Source organism: Luteimonas marina (assembly GCF_007859325.1).
GTDB classification, from domain to species: domain Bacteria; phylum Pseudomonadota; class Gammaproteobacteria; order Xanthomonadales; family Xanthomonadaceae; genus Luteimonas; species Luteimonas marina.
Window position 1 is genome coordinate 244,547 of record NZ_VOHK01000004.1, and the last position, 19,349, is coordinate 263,895.

Sequence of the window (19,349 nt, forward strand, 5' to 3'; positions counted from 1 at the left end):
CTTGCCCCGAAAACCGCGCCGGCCGACCGACTCAGGCCGGCTCCAGCCAACCCTCGTAGCGGATCACCTCGCCCGCCAGCGGCAGCGAGGCCTGCACTTCGAACCGGTAGCGCCCGTCACGTTCGCACTCGCGGCAGCGCACGCCCTGGAACAGCGACGCCGGCAGGGGCAGCACGCCGAACAGCCGCACGCCGGCCACCGTCCACCAGATCGCTCCGCCGTTGGCGTGCAGCGCGTGCCGGAACTGCAGCGGGCCCAGTCGCTCGCGCAGCAGGCCCCGCCTGAGCGCCAGCCGCGTCGTCATCCGCATGCCGCCAAAATCGCGATGCCAGGTCTCGCCGCGCGCATTGGTGACGAAGTCGACCGTCACCGACACGTCCCGTCCCGCCTTCGGCAGGCCGGCGATGCGCGCGCACAGCCGCGCCAGCGGATTGCGGCCACGCTCGATGTCCGCCACGCCCGTCCAGCGCGCGCGCCCGCGCACGCCGTGCAGCTGGCGCAGGCTTTCGGGCAGGCGGAAGAACGACGCGCCGAGTGCCTGCTGGAACAGCGTCGGATCCATCGAACCTCCCTTTCCGTCACCCGAATGCATGTTCGTGGTTGCCTTCGTCGCCCTGCAGCACGTCGCGCCCGCATGATGCCTTTCGCCTGTCCGGCGAGCCATCCCGGAAGACACGGGGCCGCCGGCTCGCGGTTCGATCATTGGCATGTTTGTTGCTAACAAAATTCATGATCGCACAAGGGGGGCGATCCTGCCTTGCCATCGCGTCGACGCCGCTTCCGTGCGGCCGGCCACCGCGTCCGATCGCCGCCCTCCTGCACTGTCCCCCGCTGCGTCGATGCCGCCATCGGCGCACTCACTGAAGGAGAACGACATGACCCGCCGGAATCCCGTCCCGACCACCGTCTTCTGCGCACTCGTCGCCGCCGCGACCGCCGCGCACGCACAGGACGACCTCGAGCAGGCCCGCCGTGCCTTCCAGCAGCACGAGTACCCGGCGGTCATCGACATCCTGCTGCCGCAGGAACAGGCCGGCCAACTGGACAAGGCCGAACCGCTGATGTGGCTGGCCCTGGCCTGCGAGCAGGCCAAGCTCCCGCCCCGCAACCGTCCCCACGACTGCTTCAAGCGCCGCGCCGAGATCATGGTCAAGGCCGCCGAACTGGGCAATCCGCACGCCATGTTCGGCGCGTCGATCGGGCTGATGGACACCGGCGCCGGCCGCATCGGCCTGCGCCTGCCCTTCCTCGACGACGGCAAGCGCGTGGACGCGCTGATGTGGGCGGCGCTGGCGGCGAACTTCGCCACCGACGACGACCTGCGCGCGAAGGCCAGCGCGCGCGCCGCGCAGCTGGCGCGACCGCTGTCGCAGGAATGGCGCGGACAGGAAACGCTCGGCCAGCGCGCGATGCGGATGGCCGAAGCGAAGCGGGTGGCCTTCGAGTCTCGGGGCCTTGCCGCGTACGGACAGCACGCCGCTTCTGCCGGCAACGACTTCGACGACGACGACGAGTACGGCGCCGGCGACGACTACAACATGCACGTCCACGAACCCGGCGTGATGGACTGCGGTGCCACACCGCTGCGCCCGGGCGGCAGCCTCCAGGTCAAGCTCGGCGCGGGCCGGCACGCGAAATCCTTCTCGCGCGCGCCCTTGACCGAACTGTCGATCTGGCGCGAAGGCGCGGACAACAATGCGCACTTCGTGCTGTCGCTGGGCGACCACGATCCCGGGCTCCTGCACGTCACCCCGCAGCAGTTGTCGAAGGCCTCACACCTGAACATCCCCGCGAACCTGCAGGCGATCGCCTGGGGCCACATGGCGCAGAAGCGGCCCGTGTTCACCAGGCCGGGCACCTATACGCTGTACCTGACCAGCGCGCTCGAATCGGGCGACGGCGGCTACATCTGCAGCATCGAGTACCGCGGCTGACCGCGCGAATGCCGACCAATCGACGCAGCCTGCGCCGCGCATGATCGCGCGGCCGGGCCTGCGTCAGTCCCCCGTCCTGCGCCCGGCCTGCAGCGACAGCCCGCCGAGCACGACCGCCAGCGCCGCATACGCCCCCGCGAACTGCCATGCGATCACCTGCCGCAATCCCTCCAGCGCCCACGGCAGGTACACGCCGCCGCGCGGATCGACCGAATGGATCACGCCGAACAGCGTCAGCGCGCCCGCCAGCAGCAGCACCAGCGCCGCGGCGCGCAGCCGCCCTTCGATCATCGCCACCAGCGCGGTCGCCCACAGCATCGCGGTGATGATGAAGCCGTTGCCCAGGGTCGTGAGCGTGGCCAGTTCCGGCAGACCATGACTGCCGGTCTGCGCATACAGCGCCGTGAAATGCTCCGGCGCGATCCACGCCGGGTTGCCGAGCTTGATCACCAGCAGGTAGGCCAGCGACGGCAGGAACGCCAGCACCACCGCCGGCGCGTGATGCTCCGACGTGCTGCGGAACGCCTGCACGGTGATGCCGATGCCGACGTAGACGATGATCGGCGCCAGCACCGCCAGCGGCAGCCACTGCACCAGGCCGGCGACGAGGCCGAGCACGCCGCCGATGCCGACGAACAGGCCGGCCAGCAGCGTGTAGCCGCTGCGCGCGCCCATCTGCTTGTAGGCCGGCTGGCCGATGTAGGGCGTGGTCTGCGCGACGCCGCCGCACACGCCCGCCACCAGCGTCGCCAGCGCCTCCACCAGCAGCACGTCGCGCGTGCGGTAGTCGTCGCCGGCCGCGCGCGCGCTTTCGCTGACGTTGATCCCACCCACCACCATCAGCAGGCCGAACGGCAGCAGCAGCGGCAGGTACGGCACCGTGTGCGGCAGGCCTTCGAGGAAACCGAGGTTCGGCCACGGCGGCACGAACACCAGCGGCACCGGATCGGGCACCGCGAAACCCGGGGTGCCCAGCCCCGCCAGCCCCAGCCCGTAGTACAGCGTCGTGCCAACCACGAACGCGAACAGCACGCCGGGCACGCGCACCGGCAGGCGCCCCTTCGCGACCAGCACGTACAGCAGCAGCCCCAGCGTCACCAGCCCGACCACCGGATTGCGCAGCGTTTCCACCAGCGGCAGGAAGCCCAGCAGCGCCAGCGCCGCGCCGCCGATCGAGCCGAGCAGCGCGGCGCGCGGCAGGGTGCGCGTGATCCAGTCGCCGGCGAAGGACAGCACCGTCTTCAGCACGCCCATCACCACCAGCGAGGCCATGCCGAGCTGCCAGGTGGCGATCGCGGCGGCACGCTCGTCGAGGCCGTCGGCCTTGAACGCGAGGAAGGCAGGGCCGAGCACCAGCAGCGCCATGCCGATGCTGGTCGGCGCGTCGAGGCCGAGCGGCATCGCGGTCACGTCGTCGCGGCCGCTGCGCGCGGCGAGCCGGCGCGCCATCCAGGTGTAGGCGAGGTTGCCGAGCAGCACGCCCAGCGCCGTACCGGGGAACATGCGCGTGAACACGATGTCGGCCGGGACCCCGAAGAGGCCGACCAGCGCCATCGCGATGAAGCCCAGGATCGACAGGTTGTCGACGACCAGGCCGAAGAAGCCGTTGATGTCGCCGGGGACGATCCAGCGCGGCGTGCGGTGGGTCGGGGTTTGGGTCATGCCTCGGGGTTCCTCGGTAAAGATGTGCTCGCCACGGCGCAAACCCCTCCCCCGCTTCACGGGGGGGAAGCTCGGAACGCATTGCGCTGGATCGGGCGGCGACTCAGAACCGCGCGGTGAACTCGACGCCCACCGTGCGCGGCTCGTTGAGGAAGCCGGTCAGGTTGTTGAAGTCGATGCCGCCGACGATGCGGGTCGTGTCGGTGATGTTGCGTCCAAACGCCGCCACCTCGTAGTCTCCGCCGTTCCAGTTGTAGCCGACGCGCAGGCCGCCCTCCAGCGAGGATTTGCCGCGGAACTCGACCGATTCGTACAGGAAGAAGTTGACCTCGCTGCGGTAGGCCCAGTCGGTGAACACGAAGAACTCGCCGCCGTCGCCCACCGGCACGCCCCAGCGCGCGGTCAGGTTGTGCACCCACTCCGGCGCCTGCGGCAGCGGGTTGCCGTCGATCAGGTACAGCCCGGTCGGATCGCCGGTTTCCGGATCAAGCACGGCCGGATCGGTGACCGTGCAGCCGCCGCCGCAGCCCGGCACCGCGAGGTTGCGATCCTTGATCTGCGTATCGTTGTAGCTGCTGCCGAGCGTCACCAGCAGGCTGTCGGTGACATAGGCCTCCAGGTCCAGTTCGAAGCCCTGGCCCCGACTCTTGTCGGCGTTGAGCAGGGTGGCGATGTTGCTGCCGCCGCCGACCGCGATAATCTGCTGGTCGTCGACGTCGTAGCGGAACACGTTGAAGCCGATGCGCGCGCGCCGGTCCCACAGGTCGGCCTTGATGCCGGCCTCGAAGGACACGACCTCCTCGGAATCGGCCGTGGACACGCCGCCGTTCGGCGCGTCCGGCGAGGCGAACGCGAGGCGGCCCTGGATCGACGGCGCGCGGAAGCCCTTGGCCACGCGCGCATAAAGGTTCACGTCGTCGTTCAGCGCAAACACGCCGCTCAGGTCCCAGCTGACGTCGCTGGCGTCGGTCTCGACCCGGTACGGTCCGCCGACCGGCGCGCCGAACGGCACCGCCTGGACCACGCTGGCCGAGAAGTCCTTCTTGTCCTTCGTATATCGCAGGCCGCCGCGCAGGGTGAAGCGCTCGGTGAGGTCGTAGTCGCCGGACGCGAACACCGCCCAGGCCTTGTTGCGCTGGGTCTGCACGGCGAGGCCGGTCTGCGGGTTCCCGGGCGCGAGCGAGTCGTAGTTGAAACTGTCGATCGAGATGTCCTCGTCGAACCAGAACACGCCGGCCTGCCACTCGAAGGCGCCGCCGTAGTCGGACTCGATGCGGAACTCCTGCGTGACCTGGCGGTGGTCCGGCAGGCCGTCGGCGGATTCCGAGGCGAACGGGATGAAGCCCGGACCATAGTTGCCCTCGCCGAGGAACGCCGCGCCGAAACCGCCGTCGATGTCGCCGCGGTTGAGCGACTCGGCGGTCTCGTAGCCGGTGATGGAATGCAGGTTGTGCTCACCAAGGTCCCAGCGCAGGCGCGCGCTGCCGCCCCAGGTGTCCAACTCGGAGAAGTTGACGCCGTCCACCGACACCCGGTCGCGGTCGAATCCCGGCACCGGATCGTTGCTGCCCGGCTGGATGATGTTCGCGCGGAACAGCCGCGCGGTGCCGTTGAGGTGGCGCTTGTGCAGGTTGAACAGGCCCTCGAAGGCCTCGCCCTCGTACAGGAATTGCACGCGCGCAGCGGACTCGTCGTAGCCCTCGAAACCGTCGTTCGGTGCACCGGCCAGGGTGTTGTCGACCGAATCCTCGCGTCGCTGGTACAGCGCCGACACGCGCGCGGACCAGCGGTCTGTCAGCGGCGCGCCGTAGGCGCTTTCGACGTTCCACATGCCGTCGCTGCCGGCCGCGACGCGCGCATAGCCATTCGCGTCCTGCGACGGCTTCGCCGACTCGAACTTGACCACGCCCGCGGGCGTGTTGCGGCCGAACAGCGTGCCCTGCGGCCCGCGCAGCACCTCGATGCGCTCCAGGTCGAACACCGGGAAGCCCTTCAGCAGCGGGCTTTCCTGCACCACCTCGTCGTACAGCAGCGAAACTGGCTGCGAGGCGTTGAGGTCGAAGTCGGTATTGCCCAGCCCGCGGACGTAGAAGCGCGGGAACGCACGGCCATAGGACGATTCGATGTTGAGGCTGGGCACGCGGCCGGACAGGAAGCGCACGTCGCCGCCGCCGGAGGCGAACACATCGAGTTTCTCGCCCGACAGCGTGCTGATCGAGACCGGCACGTCCTGGATGTTCTCCACGCGCCGCTGCGCCGTGACCTCGAGCCGGTCGAGCGTGACTGCGGGATCGCCCGCCGCGGGCGCGACCTCCTGCGCAAGCGCCGTGGTGGACAGGGCGGCGAGCGCGGCGGCGAGCGCCGAAACGCGCAGGGCGCGGGAGGGGCGAGGCGGGGCCTTCGTCATGGCGGGGAATCCTGGCTGTGTTGGGGGGACGCCGCCGGATTATTGCGCCGGCGACGCGATGTTTGCACTTGTCGCGCCTGTTGAACCCGTCGTCCCGCCCTGGAACCAGTTCACGATCTCCGGATCGAACGTCATCCCGGCGCGGCGCTTCGCAGCAGCCGAACGGGTTCTGCATGGCGAGCTACAAAGACCAACCGCAAGTTCGATCCCGGCTTTCGCCGGGATGACGGCCTCGGTGGAGTCCGCCTGTACCGAAGGCCCTGGACAGGCCCTCAGAACGACACTTCCACCGCCTGCCGCGACCACAGCACCGACTGGTGCCCGGTGGCCTGCTTCCACGCCAGCCGGATCGTTTCGATGTCGGCGCGGCGCTGCGGCGTGTCCTCGTGCAGGATCACCAGCACCTTCGAATCCAGGCGCTCGGGTTCGGCATTGCCGCGGAACAGCCACTGGCCGTAGGCATCGAACACGGTCAGGCCGTCGGGGAAGCGGGCCGTGACCTCGCGATCGAGGAAGTCGCGCCAGCGCGCCTCGTCGATGCGCCCGGGATCGGCCGCCTCGCCATCGCGACCGACGCCGAAGTAGAGCTCGCTGCGCACCCAGCCCGATGCCTGCGCCGGTCGCGCGGCATCGCCGTGCAGCGCGGCCGTCGCGGTGGGCGCCGTCGCGCGTTCGGCGCCGGGGCTGGCGCAGCCGGCAAGCAGGAGGAGCGTCGCGGCAAGCGCGGCGCGCACGGATGGAGAACGATGCGCTGGCATGCGGCAAATCTTGATCGAAGGCGCCATGTCGCGAAATAACCTTTGGCGATATGTAGATGGAAACCTCGCATGGCGCGCGATGCGCCACCCCGGTTCGTGGACGAAAACTTGTCGATCCAGTCCGCATGCGCAGGAGCGGCCCCGGCCGCGGCCGGGCGTTCGACGGACGCGGGCAGACGACCAAAGCCTGAAGGCGCTACAGGGAATCGATCCAGGCGATCGTCGCGATGCGTCCGCTGCGGCCATCGCGGCGGTGCGAGAAGAAGCGCGCGGGATCGGACATCGTGCACAGGTCGCCGCCGTGGACGTCCGCCGCGGCCATGCCCGCGGCAACCAGCCGCCTGCGCGCGAGCGCCGGCAGGTCGGTAAGCCAGTGTCCTTCGCGCGTGGGCGCGAAGGCGGATGCAGCGCCGGCATCGGGCGAGACGAACGCGTCGAACACGTTCCTGCCCACCTCGTAGCGCGCGGGACCGGCGCAGGGGCCGATCCAGGCGACCACGCCGGCCGGCGGCGTGCGCATGGCCGCGAGCGCGGCTTCCAGCATGCCCCTGGACAGGCCGGGCCAGCCGGCGTGGGCGGCGGCGATCTCGCTGCCGTCCTTTGCGGCGAAGACGACCGGCAGGCAGTCGGCAGTGAGGATGGCGAGGACGATGCCGGCGGTGGAGGTCACGGAGGCATCTGCCTCCGGCTCGCCTCCGCCGTCCGCATCGAACCGAACCACCTCCTCCCCATGCACCTGCCTCAACCAGCGCGGCACCGACGGCAGCGCGAACCGCTCCACCAGCTCCGCGCGATTGCGCATGACGGTTGCGGGATCGTCCCCCTCCGCCCCGCGGAAATTCCCGAGATTGAAGGTATCGAACGGCGCCGCCGAAGCCCCCGCCCCGCGTCGCAGCGTGGTGAACGCACGCACGTTCACCGGAAACGGCGCGGTGGCCTCGACGCACGGATTCATCTGCGACGCGATCCGTCACCCGCTTCAGCATGCGCACGCGCGTCCTCGCGCAGCGCCGCCAGCAGCGCGAGCATGTCCGCGGGCACCGGCGCGCTGCAGCGAACCACTTCGCCGCTCGACGGATGCGCGAACTCCAGCGTCTGCGCATGCAGCGCCTGCCGCCTGAAGCCACGCAGCACCGCGACCAGTTCGTCAGACGCGCCCTTGGGCAACCTCAGCGGCCCGCCGTACAGCGGATCGCCGAGGATCGGATGCTTCAGGTGCGCCATGTGCACGCGGATCTGGTGCGTGCGCCCGGTTTCCAGCCGGCATTCGAGCGCGGTATGCGCGCGGAAGCGCTCGTGCAGCCGGTAGTGCGTCACCGCGTCGCGACCGTCCTCGCGCACCGTCATCTTCACCCGGTCGCGCGGATGGCGGTCGATCGGCGCGTCCGCGGTCCCGCCCGAGACCAGCGCGCCGACCACCACCGCCAGGTACTGCCGATGCACCTCGCGCGCGGACAGTTGCTCGACCAGCGCGGTCTGCGCCTGCAGCGTGCGCGCGACCACCATGACGCCCGAGGTGTCCTTGTCCAGCCGGTGCACGATGCCCGCGCGCGGCAGCGCCGCCAGCGCGGGATCGCGATGCAGCAACGCATTGACCAGGGTGCCGTCGGCATTGCCCGCGCCGGGGTGCACCACCAGCCCCGCGGGCTTGTCGATCACCAGCACGTCCGCGTCCTCGTGCAACACCTGCAGCGGGATGTCCTGCGCGATCGCGTCGGTCTCCACTTCCAGGCGCGCGGCCAGGCGCACCTGCTCGCCGCCGCGGACCGGGTCGCGCGGGCGGACCTGGCGGCCGTCGAGCAGCACCTCGCCGCTACGGATCCACCCGGCCAGCCGCGACCTCGAGAAATCGGGGAACAGCTCGGCCAGCACCGCGTCGAAACGGCGTCCGGCTGCGGATTCGGGCACGCGGGCTTCGCGTTCGATGGCGTCGTCGGGGCTGGGCAGGGACATGGACGGCTGTTGTTCAGGCGGCGCGCCCGGGCGGCCGGGACGGGCTGGTATTATCCGCGCTTCGTGCCTTGCCTGCCCCCGGTGCCCATGACCGCCCGATTGTCTCCGTTCCACCGCGCCGTCCTGCTGCTGCTCGTGATCGTCCTGGCGACCCCCGGCTGCGCGCGGATCAAGGGCGTTTTCAAGGACAAGGACGAAAACGAGGGCGTGCCCGTCGAGGAACTGTACGACAAGGGCCTGTCGCAGATGCACAGCGGCAACTGGAGCGGCGCGGCCGTCACCTACCGCCGCCTGCTCGCGCAGTACCCATACGGCCCCTACACCGAACAGGCGCTGATGGAATCCGCATTCGCCCAGTACAAGATGGGCAACAACGAGGAGGCGATCTCGACGATCGACCGCTTCCTGCGCACCTATCCCACGCACAGGAACACGCCCTACATGTACTACCTGCGCGGGCTGGTGAACTCCAACCGCGACACGGTATTCCTGCAGCGCGTGTGGAAGCTCGACGCCAGCCGGCGCGACCTGGCCACGCCCAACCAGGCATTCGCCGACTTCAATACCCTCGTCGACCGCTATCCGAACAGCCGCTACGCCGCCGACGCGCGCCAGCGCATGGTCGCGCTGCGCAACATGTTCGCGCGCCACGAGATCGAGGTGGCGCTGTACTACATGCGCCGCGACGCCTGGGTCGCCGCCGCGGACCGCGCCACCTACCTGCTCGAGACCTACCCGCAGAGCGAGTTCCAGAACGACGCGGTCGCCGTGCTCGCCGGCGCCTACACCGAACTGGGCAACGAGACGCTGGCCGCGGACGCCAGGCGCGTGCTGCAGCAGAACGAACCGGGCCACCCGTATCTGGCGGGCGACTGGCCCAACTACCCCTGGAACATCCGCAAGCTCAATCCGTTCGCGGGCGAGAAGTCGGCGATCGACAACGACGACTGAGCGCGCCGGTCCGGCGCAGTCCCGCAAGACGCCGCCTTCGGGCGGCGTTTGCGTTTGGGTCCCGGCTTTCCGGTGGGGTCCCGTGGGGGCCACCGAAGCCCGGCCACCCACGTCCCCCGAAGCCGATCCGGAGCGATCTATTCGACCGCCGCCTCCCAGTCGAATCCCGTCATCCGCGCCAGCCGCTCCGGCGCCATGACCTCGACATGCGGCTGCCCGCCGATGATCCAGGTCGGATAGCCGCCGATGCCCGCGCTGATGCACTCGAAGGCCAGGCCACCGTTGCGCCCGTTCGGCGAACATTCCACGTACGGCAGGCGCCTGGAGGCCGCGCCGAACAGCCGCTTCTGCTCGGTGCAGTTCGCGCACCACGACGCGCCGTAGAACTTCACGCCCGACTGCTCCAGGTGCACCGCCAGCGCGCGCAGCCGCGGATCCTCGCGCCGCTCCAGCAGGCCCATCGCCGACATCTGCAGCGCGACCAGCAGACCCAGCGCCAGCAGCCCGTTGCCCAGCAGCCATGTCGGCCAGCGGCCACCGGGGGCAGCGTCGGGCCGCGTCGCATGCACGAGCAGGAAGATCGCCGTCATCACCGCCAGCGACATCAGGCACCAGACGCACGCCGCCTGCAGCGCGACCAGCCCGGCGATGGTGAGGTAGGCGCTGATCGCCAGCCCCAGGAACGAGAGCCGCCACAGGCGCCGCCAGCGGACAAGCCGCGGCGCCGGACGCCAGGCCGTCCAGGCCAGCGCGGCGTACAGCAAGAACCCCCACGCCGCGATCGGCAGGCCGAGGAAGCGCGACCAGCGACTGCCCTGCACCACGTCGCAGCCGGAGCCTTCCGTGCAGAACGCCGCGCTGCCGCTGTTCCACGCGACCCAGGTGAGGTAGGCGGTGAGCAGCAGGCCGACCACGGTGAGGAGGCGCAGCGCGAGATCCGGCTTCGATGCGGCTGCCTTCGCAACGCCGGCTGCCGGCCTTTGCGCCGTGTCGCCCTGCCCCGCGTGCGCGGGTTTGTGTCGCCTGTTCCTCGATTTCCTGGCCATGCGGTCGTCGTTTGCCGTGGATGCGGTTCGGATCCGCATTATGCCGCTGCGATCCAGGCGACGGTTCGGGCGGCATGTGCTGCCGCCCCTGCCCCGGCCCGGCTACGCCTGGTAGCGGTTGCTGATCGGATAGCGCCGCTCACGCCCGAACGCGCGTCGCGACACCTTCGGCCCCGGCGCCGCCTGGTGGCGCTTCCATTCGCTGATGCGCACCAGCCGCAGCACCCGGTCGACCGTGGCCGCGTCGAAGCCGGCCGAGACGATCTCGTCGCGCGACTGCTCCAGGTCCACGTAGCGCCGCAGGATCCCGTCGAGCACGTCGTACGGCGGCAGCGAATCCTGGTCGAGCTGGTTCTCGCGCAATTCCGCCGAAGGCGGCCGCGCGATCACCGCCGGCGGGATCACCGGCGCGCCGCCGACGGTGTTGCGCCACTTCGCCAGACCGAACACCTCGGTCTTGTACAGGTCCTTGATCGGCGCGTATCCCCCGCACATGTCGCCGTAGATCGTCGCGTAGCCGACCGCGTACTCGCTCTTGTTGCCCGTGGTCAGCAGCAGCCCGCCGAACTTGTTCGACAGCGCCATCAGCAGCGCGCCGCGCGTGCGCGACTGCAGGTTTTCCTCGGTGGTGTCGGGTTCGCGGCCGTCGAAGGCCTCCGCCAGCGCGTCGAGGAAGCCCTGGAACGGCTTCTCGATCGGCAGGGCCACCAGCTTCACGCCCAGCGCGTCGCACTGCTCCTGCGCGAGATCGTTCGACAGGCTTGCCGTGTAGCGCGACGGCATCCGCACCGCGGTGACGTTGCCCGCACCCAGCGCATCCACCGCCAGCGCCAGCACGATCGACGAATCGATGCCGCCCGACAGCCCCAGCCAGACGTTCGAGAAACCGTTCTTGCCGCAGTAGTCGCGGATGCCACGCACGACCGCGCGCCACGCCAGCGCGTCCATGCTCTCGTCGCCGTCGTCCATCCACAGCACCGGCGCGAACTTGCGCGAGGCCACGTCGTAGTCCACCACCAGCCACTGGTCGGTGAACGCCGCGGCGGCCGGATGCACCGTGCCGTCGGCGTCCGCCACAACCGACGAGCCGTCGAACACCAGCGCGTCCTGTCCGCCGACCACGTTGAGGTAGGCCAGCGCCGCACCGCTTTCCTTCGTGCGCTCGGCCAGCATCGCATCGCGCTGCGCGTGCTTGCCGCGCTCGAACGGCGAGGCATTGGGCACCAGCACCAGCTGCGCGCCCTGCGCCACGGTGTCGGCCAGCGGCTCGGCGAACCACAGGTCCTCGCAGACCAGCAGCCCCACCGGCACGCCCTTGACCTCGAACACGCAGGAGCCGCCGTCCGGATCGACGTGGAAATAGCGGCGCTCGTCGAACACGTTGTAGTTGGGCAGCTCGCGCTTGCGGTAGGTCGCCTCGACCTTGCCTTCGCGCAGCACGCTGGCCGAGTTGTAGAGGATGCTGCCCGCCGACTCCGGCCAGCCCACCACCGCGACGATGCCGGTCGCCGCCTGCGCCACCTCGCGCAGCGCCGCCTCGCAGTCGGCGAGGAACGACGGCCGCATCAGCAGGTCTTCCGGCGGATAGCCGCTGATCGCCAGCTCCGGGAACAGCACGATGTCGGCTTCGTACTCGTCGCGCGCCTGCGCAATCATCGCGGCGATGCGGTCGGCGTTCTGGCGGACCGCGCCGACCGGGAAGTCGAACTGGGCCATGGCGATGCGGAGGGTGTCGGTCATGTCAGATTCCGTGCGTCAGGAAGTCCAGCGCGCCGATGATGGCCAGGCGATCGGCGGACAGGTCCGCCACCCGCCTGCCAAGCATCTGCATCGGCACGTTGGTGATCTGTGCCGTGTCCATCACCATCTGCTTTCCGGCGACGGTCAGGGTTGGCATCAGGCTATCGACAGACGGTCCCGCGCGCTCGGGTGCGATCAAGGGGACGACCACGCGGGATTCGGCAGTGTCGATCAAATCGCTCTGGACGTTCAACCAGCAAGGTATGAAACGCCGCGACGCCGTATCTGCATTCGAATAGACGGAGAACTGGCTCATGCCTTGAGCGATGCCTTGAACGCGCGCACATGATCGCCCGCAACGCCGTCGCGCGCGATGCGCTCGTTGTACGCGGCGATCGCCTCGCGGTTTTGCTCCAGCCACTTCTCGCGCTTGCGCGCCCGGACTTCCGCCTCCAGCGCACGCTCAAGCGTGGCCGACAGGTTGATGTCCAGCGCCCTGGCGTCCTCGAGCAGGCCCTGGTTGATGCTGACGTTGGTCGCACGCTTGCCGTAGCCGGCGTAGTCTTCCCGGATGCGCATGGCATGCCTCCAGATGATGCGCATTAATGATGCGCATCGATTTCGCGCATGTCAAACCTGGTGCGTCAGGGGGCCTTGTGGCGGGGTGGAGGCCCCTCCGCAAGCCGATGCTGGATCACCTCGCAGACCCCTTCAAGATCCGCGAGGACCTCGTTGTTCCAGAAGCGCAGGATGCGGAAGCCGTGCCGGCGCAGGAAGGCATCGCGCACCGGATCGCCCTCCGCACCGTCGTGCTGCCCGCCGTCCACCTCGACCAGCAGTTCCGCTTCCAGACAGGCGAAATCGGCGATGTAGGGGCCGACGAGAACCTGCCGCCGGAACCTGAAGCCGTCGAGTTGCCGCAGGCGCAGGCAGCGCCAGAGCCTGCGTTCGGCGTCGGTCATGTCGCGGCGCAGCTCGCGGGCGCGGTCGCGTTTCTGGCCCTGGCGCATCCTTGCGCTCCGGTCGGGGGAATGTCGGGGACAGGGTGCCGGTTCGCGATGCGGGCGGGTATCGGGGAATGTCTTGCGGGGCTTCGGAAAGTGCCTTGGCGCGTTGCCCCCACCCCGGCCCTCCCCCGCAAGCGGGGGAGGGAGCCAAAAGCAGGCGCCGCTCTTGCTCCCTCCCCCGCTTGCGGGGGAGGGCCGGGGTGGGGGCCACCGAAGCCGCGCACGCCAGAACGCAGAAGGCCGCCCGAAGGCGGCCTCCCACGACATCGAAGCTGACAGCAAATCAGCCGTTCAACCGCTTCGCGATCGCCGCACCCAGGTCGCCCGGCGACTTCACCGTCGTCACCCCCGCCTTCTCCAGCGCCGCGAACTTGCCTTCCGCCGTCCCCGCGCCGCCCGAGGCGATCGCGCCGGCGTGGCCCATGCGCTTGCCCTTGGGCGCCGAGGCGCCGGCGATGAAGCCCACCACCGGCTTGGTCACGTACTCGCTGATGAACTCGGCCGCTTCCTCTTCCGCGCTGCCGCCGATCTCGCCGACCAGGATGATGCCCTCGGTCTGCGGATCGTCCTGGAACAGGCGCAGCGCGTCGATGAAGTTGGTGCCGTTGATCGGGTCGCCGCCGATGCCGATGCAGGTCGACTGGCCGAGGCCGGCGTCGGTGGTCTGCTTCACCGCTTCATAGGTCAGCGTGCCCGAGCGCGAGACGATGCCCACCTTGCCCGGCTTGTGGATGTGGCCCGGCATGATGCCGATCTTGCACTCGCCGGGCGTGATCACGCCGGGGCAGTTCGGTCCGATCAGCACCACGTCCGGATAGCCCTTGAGCGTGTTCTTGACGCGCAGCATGTCGAGCACCGGGATGCCCTCGGTGATCGCGACGATCACCTTGATGCCGGCGTCGGCCGCCTCGAGGATCGCATCGGCCGCGAACGGCGGCGGCACGTAGATGACGGAGGCGTCGGCGCCGGTCTCGGCGACCGCGTCGCGCACCGTGTTGAAGACCGGCAGGCCGAGGTGCTCGCTGCCGCCCTTGCCCGGGGTGACGCCGCCGACGACCTTGGTGCCGTAGTCGAGCATCTGCTCGGCGTGGAAGGTGCCCTGCTGGCCGGTGAAGCCCTGCACGATCACCTTGGTGTTCTTGTTGACCAAAACGCTCATTGAGAATCCTTCGCTGTTCGTAGGAGCGCCTCCAGGCGCGACCGCCATCCGACACGCCCGCTCGTCCCCGGGTCGCGGCTGAAGCCGCTCCTACAGGTGATGTGGGATCAGGCCGCCTGCTTCACGGCCTCGACGGCCTTCTTCGCGCCGTCGTTGATGTCGTCGGCGGCGATGATGGCCAGGCCGCTTTCCTTCAGCAGCTTCTTGCCTTCCTCGACGTTGGTGCCTTCCAGGCGCACCACCACCGGCACCTTGACGCCGACGTCCTTCACCGCCGCGATGATGCCCTCGGCGATCACGTCGTTGCGCACGATGCCGCCGAAGATGTTGACGAAGATCGCCTTCACCCGGTCGCTGGACAGGATCAGCTTGAACGCCTCGGTCACGCGCTCCTTGGTGGCGCCGCCGCCGACGTCGAGGAAGTTCGCCGGCTCGCCGCCGTTGAGCTTGATCACGTCCATCGTCGCCATCGCCAGGCCCGCGCCGTTGACCATGCAGCCGATGTTGCCGTCCATGGTCACGTAGTTGAGGTCGTGCTGGCTGGCCTTCACTTCCGTCTCGTCCTCCTGGCGGATGTCGCGCATCGCAACCAGGTCCGGGTGGCGGAACGAGGCGTTGTCGTCGGAGTTCACCTTGCCGTCGAGCACCGCCAGGCTGCCGTCCTTGAGGATCGCAAGCGGGTTGAGCTCGACCAGCGCCAGGTCCTTCTCGTTGAACAGCCTGTACAGGCCCAGCATGATCCTGGTCAGCTGATTGACCTGCTTGGAATTGAGGCCCAGCGCGAAGCCCATGTCGCGGCACTGGTAGGGCTGCAGGCCCTGGACGAAGTTGACGTTGAGGGTCTGGATCGCGTCCGGGTTCTCCTCGGCGGTCTTCTCGATCTCGACGCCGCCCTCGCTGGAGGCGATGAAGGTCACCGACTGGGTGCCGCGGTCGACCAGCACCGACAGGTACAGCTCCTGGGCGATGTCGGTGCCCTCGGAGATCAGCACGCTGTCGATCGGCAGCGCGACGCCGGCGGACTGGTAGGTCTCCATCCGCGTGCCGAGCATGGCCTTGGCGTATTCGCGCACCTCGTCGAGCGTCTTGGCCAGCTTGACGCCGCCGGCCTTGCCGCGGCCGCCGGCGTGGATCTGGGCCTTGACCACCCAGAGGTTGCCCGGGATGGCCTTCGCGGCGTCGACCGCTTCTTCCGGCGAGCGCGCGACGCGCCCGGCCGGCACCGCAATGCCGTAGTCGGCAAACAACTGCTTCGCCTGGTATTCGTGGAAGTTCATGTGGGGTCCGTGCTGGGGAGGATCGCGGCGCGCGGCCCGGGCCCGGAGACCCGCAGGCGTGACGCGGCCGCATATTCTCGCCGATGCGCCGGCTGCGGGCAAAATCGAGGGGCGTTGCCCCCGCCCCGGCCCTCCCCGCAGGCGAAGGAGGGAGCCCAAAGCAGCGGCCTTCTGCTCCCTCCCTCGCCTGCGGGGAGGGCCGGGGCGGGGACCAGCCGCCGCCGCGCCCGCAACCGTGCCTATACTCCGCCCCAATCCCCCGGCGCCGCACCTCCTTTGGCCTCACCCGACGCAGACCACCCCGCCAGCAGCCAGTCGATGCGTCGCGAGCTGTACCTGTTCGCGCTTTATCGGGTGCTCGAATCGGCGCTGCTGGCGCTGGTCGTCTTCAGTCCTGCCGGGGCGCTGATCGGGCAGATGCACCTGCCGCGGATGGCGCAGGCCGTTGCGATCGTCTACCTGCTCGCCTCGACCGGCCTGCTCGCGCACGCCCGGCGCCTGCACGGCGGATTCACGCCGCACGTCGTCGCCGGCCTCTCGATCGACATCCTCGTGGTCCTGCTGGCCACGCACGCCATGCCCGGCGCCGGTCCCGGCATCGCGCTGATGCTGGTGTTCAACCTCGCCGCGGCCGCATTGTTCCTGCCGCTGCGCTGGGGCATGGCATTCGCCGGCGCGGCCACGATCGCGCTGGTGGCCGAGTACGCCTGGGACCGCATCGAACAGGCCCACGCCTTCCGCCCGCTCGCCGAAGTGCTGATGTTCTCGGTCGGCTACTTCGCCGTCACCGCGCTCATGCACCACCTCGGCGTGCAGATGCGCGCCACCCAGCGCCTGGCCGACCGGCGCGGCGCCGAAGCCGCGAACCTCGCCGAGATCAACGAACTGGTGATCCGCCGCATGCGCACCGGCGTGATGCTGGTCGACGGCGGCGGCCGCGTGCGCATGGCCAACGAAGCCGCGCAGCTGCTCCTGCGCGGCGACGACGACGACGATCTGTACGACCAGGGTATGCACGGACAGACGCTCGCACAGGCCGCGCCGGAGCTGGCGATGCGCCTGGCGCAATGGCTGCAGGACGGCCAGCAGAACGAAACGCCGCTGGTGTACGGCCAGGAGCAGGCGGAAGTCCTGCCGCGGTTCGCGCGCCTGCTCGCCACCAGCGACTCCACCCTGGTCTTCCTCGACGACACCTCGATGCTCTCGCGCCGCGCCGAATCGCTGACCCTGGCGGCGATGGGCCGCTTCTCCGCGAGCCTCGCCCACGAGATCCGCAACCCGCTCGCCGCGATCAGCTACGCCACGCAGCTGCTCGAGGAATCGCACGACCTCACCACCAGCGACCGCCGCCTGCTGCAGATCATCCACCAGCAGTGCCTGCGCACCAACGGCATCGTCGAAAGCGTGCTCGGCCTCGCCCGCCGCGAGCGCGCCAAGCCCGAGCACCTGGACCTGGTGTCGATCGCCCGGCACTTCATCGAGGACTACCGGATGATCGTGCCCGAGGACAACGCGCAGCTGCGCGTGACCACCGAGCTGAGCCAGCTGCCGGCCATGTTCGACCCTCGCCACCTGCAGCAGATCCTCACCGCGCTGGTCAACAACGCCGTGCGCTACGGCCACGTGCCCGGCGAGAAGCCACGCATCGCCATCCACCTGGAGGAAGAAGGCGACGCCCCGGTCGTCAGCGTGCTCGACCGCGGGCCGGGCATCCCCGATGCCGTCGCCTCGCAGCTGTTCCGGCCCTTCTTCACCACGTCCGAGAACGGCACCGGTCTCGGGCTCTACATCGCCCACGAGCTGTGCCGCGCCAACGAGGCCCGGCTCGACTACGTCTCCGTGCCCGGCGGCGGTGCCTGCTTCCGCATCGCGCTCGCCCCGCAGCACGCCCTGCTCCCCGCATGACGCCATCGTCGCAGGGCGGCGCCGCCCGGATTGTGTGACCCCCATTGCCCCCCGACCGGGCACCCCGCCCCCTCCCCTCGTCAGCCGCGTCAAAAACTGTCAATATTGGTCACCTTGCGCCCTTCCCCCCGTCCCCAATGAACGAAAACCGCAGCGCCCTGATCGTCGATGACGAACACGACATCCGCGAACTCCTGGTGCTGACCCTCGGACGCATGGGCCTGCGCACCGACACCGCGCCCAACCTCCACGCCGCCCGGCAGATGCTCGGCACCGTGTCCTACGACCTGTGCCTGACCGACATGCGCCTGCCCGACGGCTCCGGCCTGGAGCTGGTCAGCGAGATCTCCACCCGCTTCCCCACCACCCCGGTCGCGGTCATCACCGCCTACGGCAACGTCGAAGCCGCGGTGGAGGCGCTCAAGGCCGGCGCCTTCGACTTCGTCAGCAAGCCGGTCGACATCAACGTCCTGCGCGGCCTCGTGCGCCAGGCGCTCGACCTCAACACCAAGCGCCTCGCCCAGCCCGACGAGGCCGGCCGCCTGATCGGCACCTCGCCGGCGATGGTGTCGCTGCGCCAGACCATCGGCAAGGTCGCGCGCAGCCAGGCGCCGGTGCACATCAGCGGCGAGTCCGGCACCGGCAAGGAACTGGTCGCGCGCACCATCCACGCCCAGGGCTCGCGCGCGGGCGGCCCGTTCGTGCCGGTCAACTGCGGTGCGATCCCGTCCGAACTCATGGAAAGCGAGTTCTTCGGCCACAAGAAGGGCAGCTTCACCGGCGCCAACAGCGACAAGCCCGGCCTGTTCCAGGCCGCCGACGGCGGCACCCTGTTCCTCGACGAAGTGGCCGAACTGCCGCTGCCAATGCAGGTCAAGCTGCTGCGCGCCATCCAGGAAAAGAGCGTGCGCGCGGTCGGCGCCTCCAACGAGGTGCAGGTGGACGTGCGCATCCTCTCGGCCACGCACAAGGACCTGTCCAGGCTGGTCGCCGAAGGCAAGTTCCGCCACGACCTGTTCTACCGCATCAACGTCATCGGCCTGCACGTGCCCTCGCTGCGCGAGCGCGCCGGCGACCTGCCGCTGCTCTCGGCCGCGATCCTCGACCGCCTCTCGCGCGCGATGAAGCTCCAGCCGCCCGTGCTCGCCAGCGACGCCGTCGCCGCGCTCGAGGACTACGCCTTCCCCGGCAACGTGCGCGAGCTGGAGAACATCCTCGAGCGCGCGCTCGCGCTGGCCGAAGGCAACAGCATCCACGCCGACGACCTGCAGCTCCCGGCCGCGCACGGCACGCCGCATGTGCCGGTGGGCGTCCCGTCCAACGTCACGCCGATCGGGTCCGCCGCGCCCGCCGGCGCCGACCCGCGCACGAGCAGCCCCTTCGACACCGCCAGCAGCGCCCTGCCCTCGTACATCGAGGAGATCGAGCGCACCGCCATCCAGCAGGCCCTGCAGGAAAACCGCTACAACAAGACCAAGACCGCGGCCGCCCTGGGCATCACCTTCCGCGCGCTGCGCTACAAGCTCAAGAAGCTCGGGATCGACTGATGC

At 69.7% G+C, this 19,349-nt stretch carries 17 protein-coding genes; 4 read left to right on the top strand and 13 right to left on the bottom strand.

The genetic code is table 11. From position 1 onward, the window contains the following. Positions 1-31: 31 nt before the first annotated feature. Positions 32-562 (bottom strand): DUF4166 domain-containing protein, encoded by a 531-nt coding sequence (locus FQY83_RS10410; RefSeq protein WP_238333462.1) that lies wholly within the window; start codon positions 560-562, stop codon positions 32-34. 313 nt (positions 563-875) lie between these two features. Here FQY83_RS10410 and FQY83_RS10415 point away from each other — a divergent pair, with 313 nt between their 5' ends. Then, positions 876-1,934, top strand: coding sequence for a hypothetical protein (locus FQY83_RS10415; RefSeq protein ID WP_146387721.1), 1,059 nt, complete (start codon positions 876-878; stop codon positions 1,932-1,934). Positions 1,935-1,997: 63 nt separating this feature from the next. On the opposite strand, the gene FQY83_RS10420 is transcribed toward FQY83_RS10415, so the two are convergent. The 5 genes from FQY83_RS10420 to rluD all read right to left on the bottom strand — a co-directional run bounded on the left by FQY83_RS10420 (position 1,998) and on the right by rluD (position 8,714). Further along, on the bottom strand, positions 1,998-3,596 hold the full coding sequence (locus tag FQY83_RS10420; protein WP_146387723.1) for a hypothetical protein: 1,599 nt from the start codon (positions 3,594-3,596) through the stop codon (positions 1,998-2,000). Between the two features lie 103 nt (positions 3,597-3,699). Further along, positions 3,700-6,003, bottom strand: a complete 2,304-nt coding sequence (locus tag FQY83_RS10425; RefSeq protein WP_146387725.1) for a TonB-dependent receptor — start codon at positions 6,001-6,003, stop codon at positions 3,700-3,702. Between the two features lie 272 nt (positions 6,004-6,275). Beyond that, positions 6,276-6,761: a DUF3574 domain-containing protein gene (locus tag FQY83_RS10430; RefSeq protein ID WP_146387727.1), complete on the bottom strand. Its 486-nt coding sequence runs from the start codon at positions 6,759-6,761 to the stop codon at positions 6,276-6,278. A gap of 196 nt (positions 6,762-6,957) precedes the next feature. After that, positions 6,958-7,716, bottom strand: coding sequence for a peptidoglycan editing factor PgeF (gene pgeF / locus FQY83_RS10435; protein ID WP_146387729.1), 759 nt, complete (start codon positions 7,714-7,716; stop codon positions 6,958-6,960). Next, complete coding sequence (gene rluD, locus FQY83_RS10440) at positions 7,713-8,714, bottom strand: 23S rRNA pseudouridine(1911/1915/1917) synthase RluD (protein ID WP_146387731.1); 1,002 nt, start codon at positions 8,712-8,714, stop codon at positions 7,713-7,715. The genes pgeF and rluD overlap by 4 nt, the downstream gene beginning before the upstream one ends. 87 nt (positions 8,715-8,801) lie before the next feature. On the opposite strand from rluD, the gene FQY83_RS10445 reads away from it, so the two are divergent. Continuing rightward, complete coding sequence (locus FQY83_RS10445) at positions 8,802-9,665, top strand: outer membrane protein assembly factor BamD (protein ID WP_146387733.1); 864 nt, start codon at positions 8,802-8,804, stop codon at positions 9,663-9,665. Between the two features lie 137 nt (positions 9,666-9,802). Here FQY83_RS10445 and FQY83_RS10450 read toward each other — a convergent pair whose 3' ends face one another. From FQY83_RS10450 to sucC, 7 genes are all read right to left on the bottom strand, one after another. Next, the gene (locus FQY83_RS10450; protein ID WP_146387735.1) at positions 9,803-10,711 is read right to left on the bottom strand and encodes a vitamin K epoxide reductase family protein; all 909 of its coding nucleotides are present in this window, start codon (positions 10,709-10,711) and stop codon (positions 9,803-9,805) included. Positions 10,712-10,813: 102 nt separating this feature from the next. Continuing rightward, positions 10,814-12,451 (bottom strand): NAD+ synthase, encoded by a 1,638-nt coding sequence (locus FQY83_RS10455; RefSeq protein WP_146387736.1) that lies wholly within the window; start codon positions 12,449-12,451, stop codon positions 10,814-10,816. 1 nt (position 12,452) lies between these two features. Then, positions 12,453-12,767: a CcdB family protein gene (locus FQY83_RS10460; protein ID WP_146387738.1), complete on the bottom strand. Its 315-nt coding sequence runs from the start codon at positions 12,765-12,767 to the stop codon at positions 12,453-12,455. Beyond that, positions 12,764-13,030, bottom strand: coding sequence for a type II toxin-antitoxin system CcdA family antitoxin (locus tag FQY83_RS10465; RefSeq protein ID WP_146387740.1), 267 nt, complete (start codon positions 13,028-13,030; stop codon positions 12,764-12,766). The genes FQY83_RS10460 and FQY83_RS10465 overlap by 4 nt, the downstream gene beginning before the upstream one ends. 65 nt (positions 13,031-13,095) lie before the next feature. Beyond that, positions 13,096-13,461: an endonuclease domain-containing protein gene (locus tag FQY83_RS10470; RefSeq protein WP_146387742.1), complete on the bottom strand. Its 366-nt coding sequence runs from the start codon at positions 13,459-13,461 to the stop codon at positions 13,096-13,098. Positions 13,462-13,741: 280 nt separating this feature from the next. Next, entirely contained in the window at positions 13,742-14,617 is an 876-nt protein-coding gene (gene sucD, locus FQY83_RS10475; protein WP_146387744.1) for a succinate--CoA ligase subunit alpha, read from the bottom strand. Positions 14,618-14,724: 107 nt separating this feature from the next. Then, positions 14,725-15,894, bottom strand: coding sequence for an ADP-forming succinate--CoA ligase subunit beta (gene sucC / locus FQY83_RS10480; protein WP_146387746.1), 1,170 nt, complete (start codon positions 15,892-15,894; stop codon positions 14,725-14,727). Between the two features lie 318 nt (positions 15,895-16,212). Between sucC and FQY83_RS10485 the strand changes: the two genes are divergently transcribed. Next, positions 16,213-17,799 (top strand): sensor histidine kinase, encoded by a 1,587-nt coding sequence (locus FQY83_RS10485; protein WP_146387748.1) that lies wholly within the window; start codon positions 16,213-16,215, stop codon positions 17,797-17,799. Positions 17,800-17,936: 137 nt separating this feature from the next. Beyond that, positions 17,937-19,346, top strand: a complete 1,410-nt coding sequence (locus FQY83_RS10490; RefSeq protein ID WP_146387750.1) for a sigma-54-dependent transcriptional regulator — start codon at positions 17,937-17,939, stop codon at positions 19,344-19,346. Positions 19,347-19,349 lie beyond the last annotated feature (3 nt).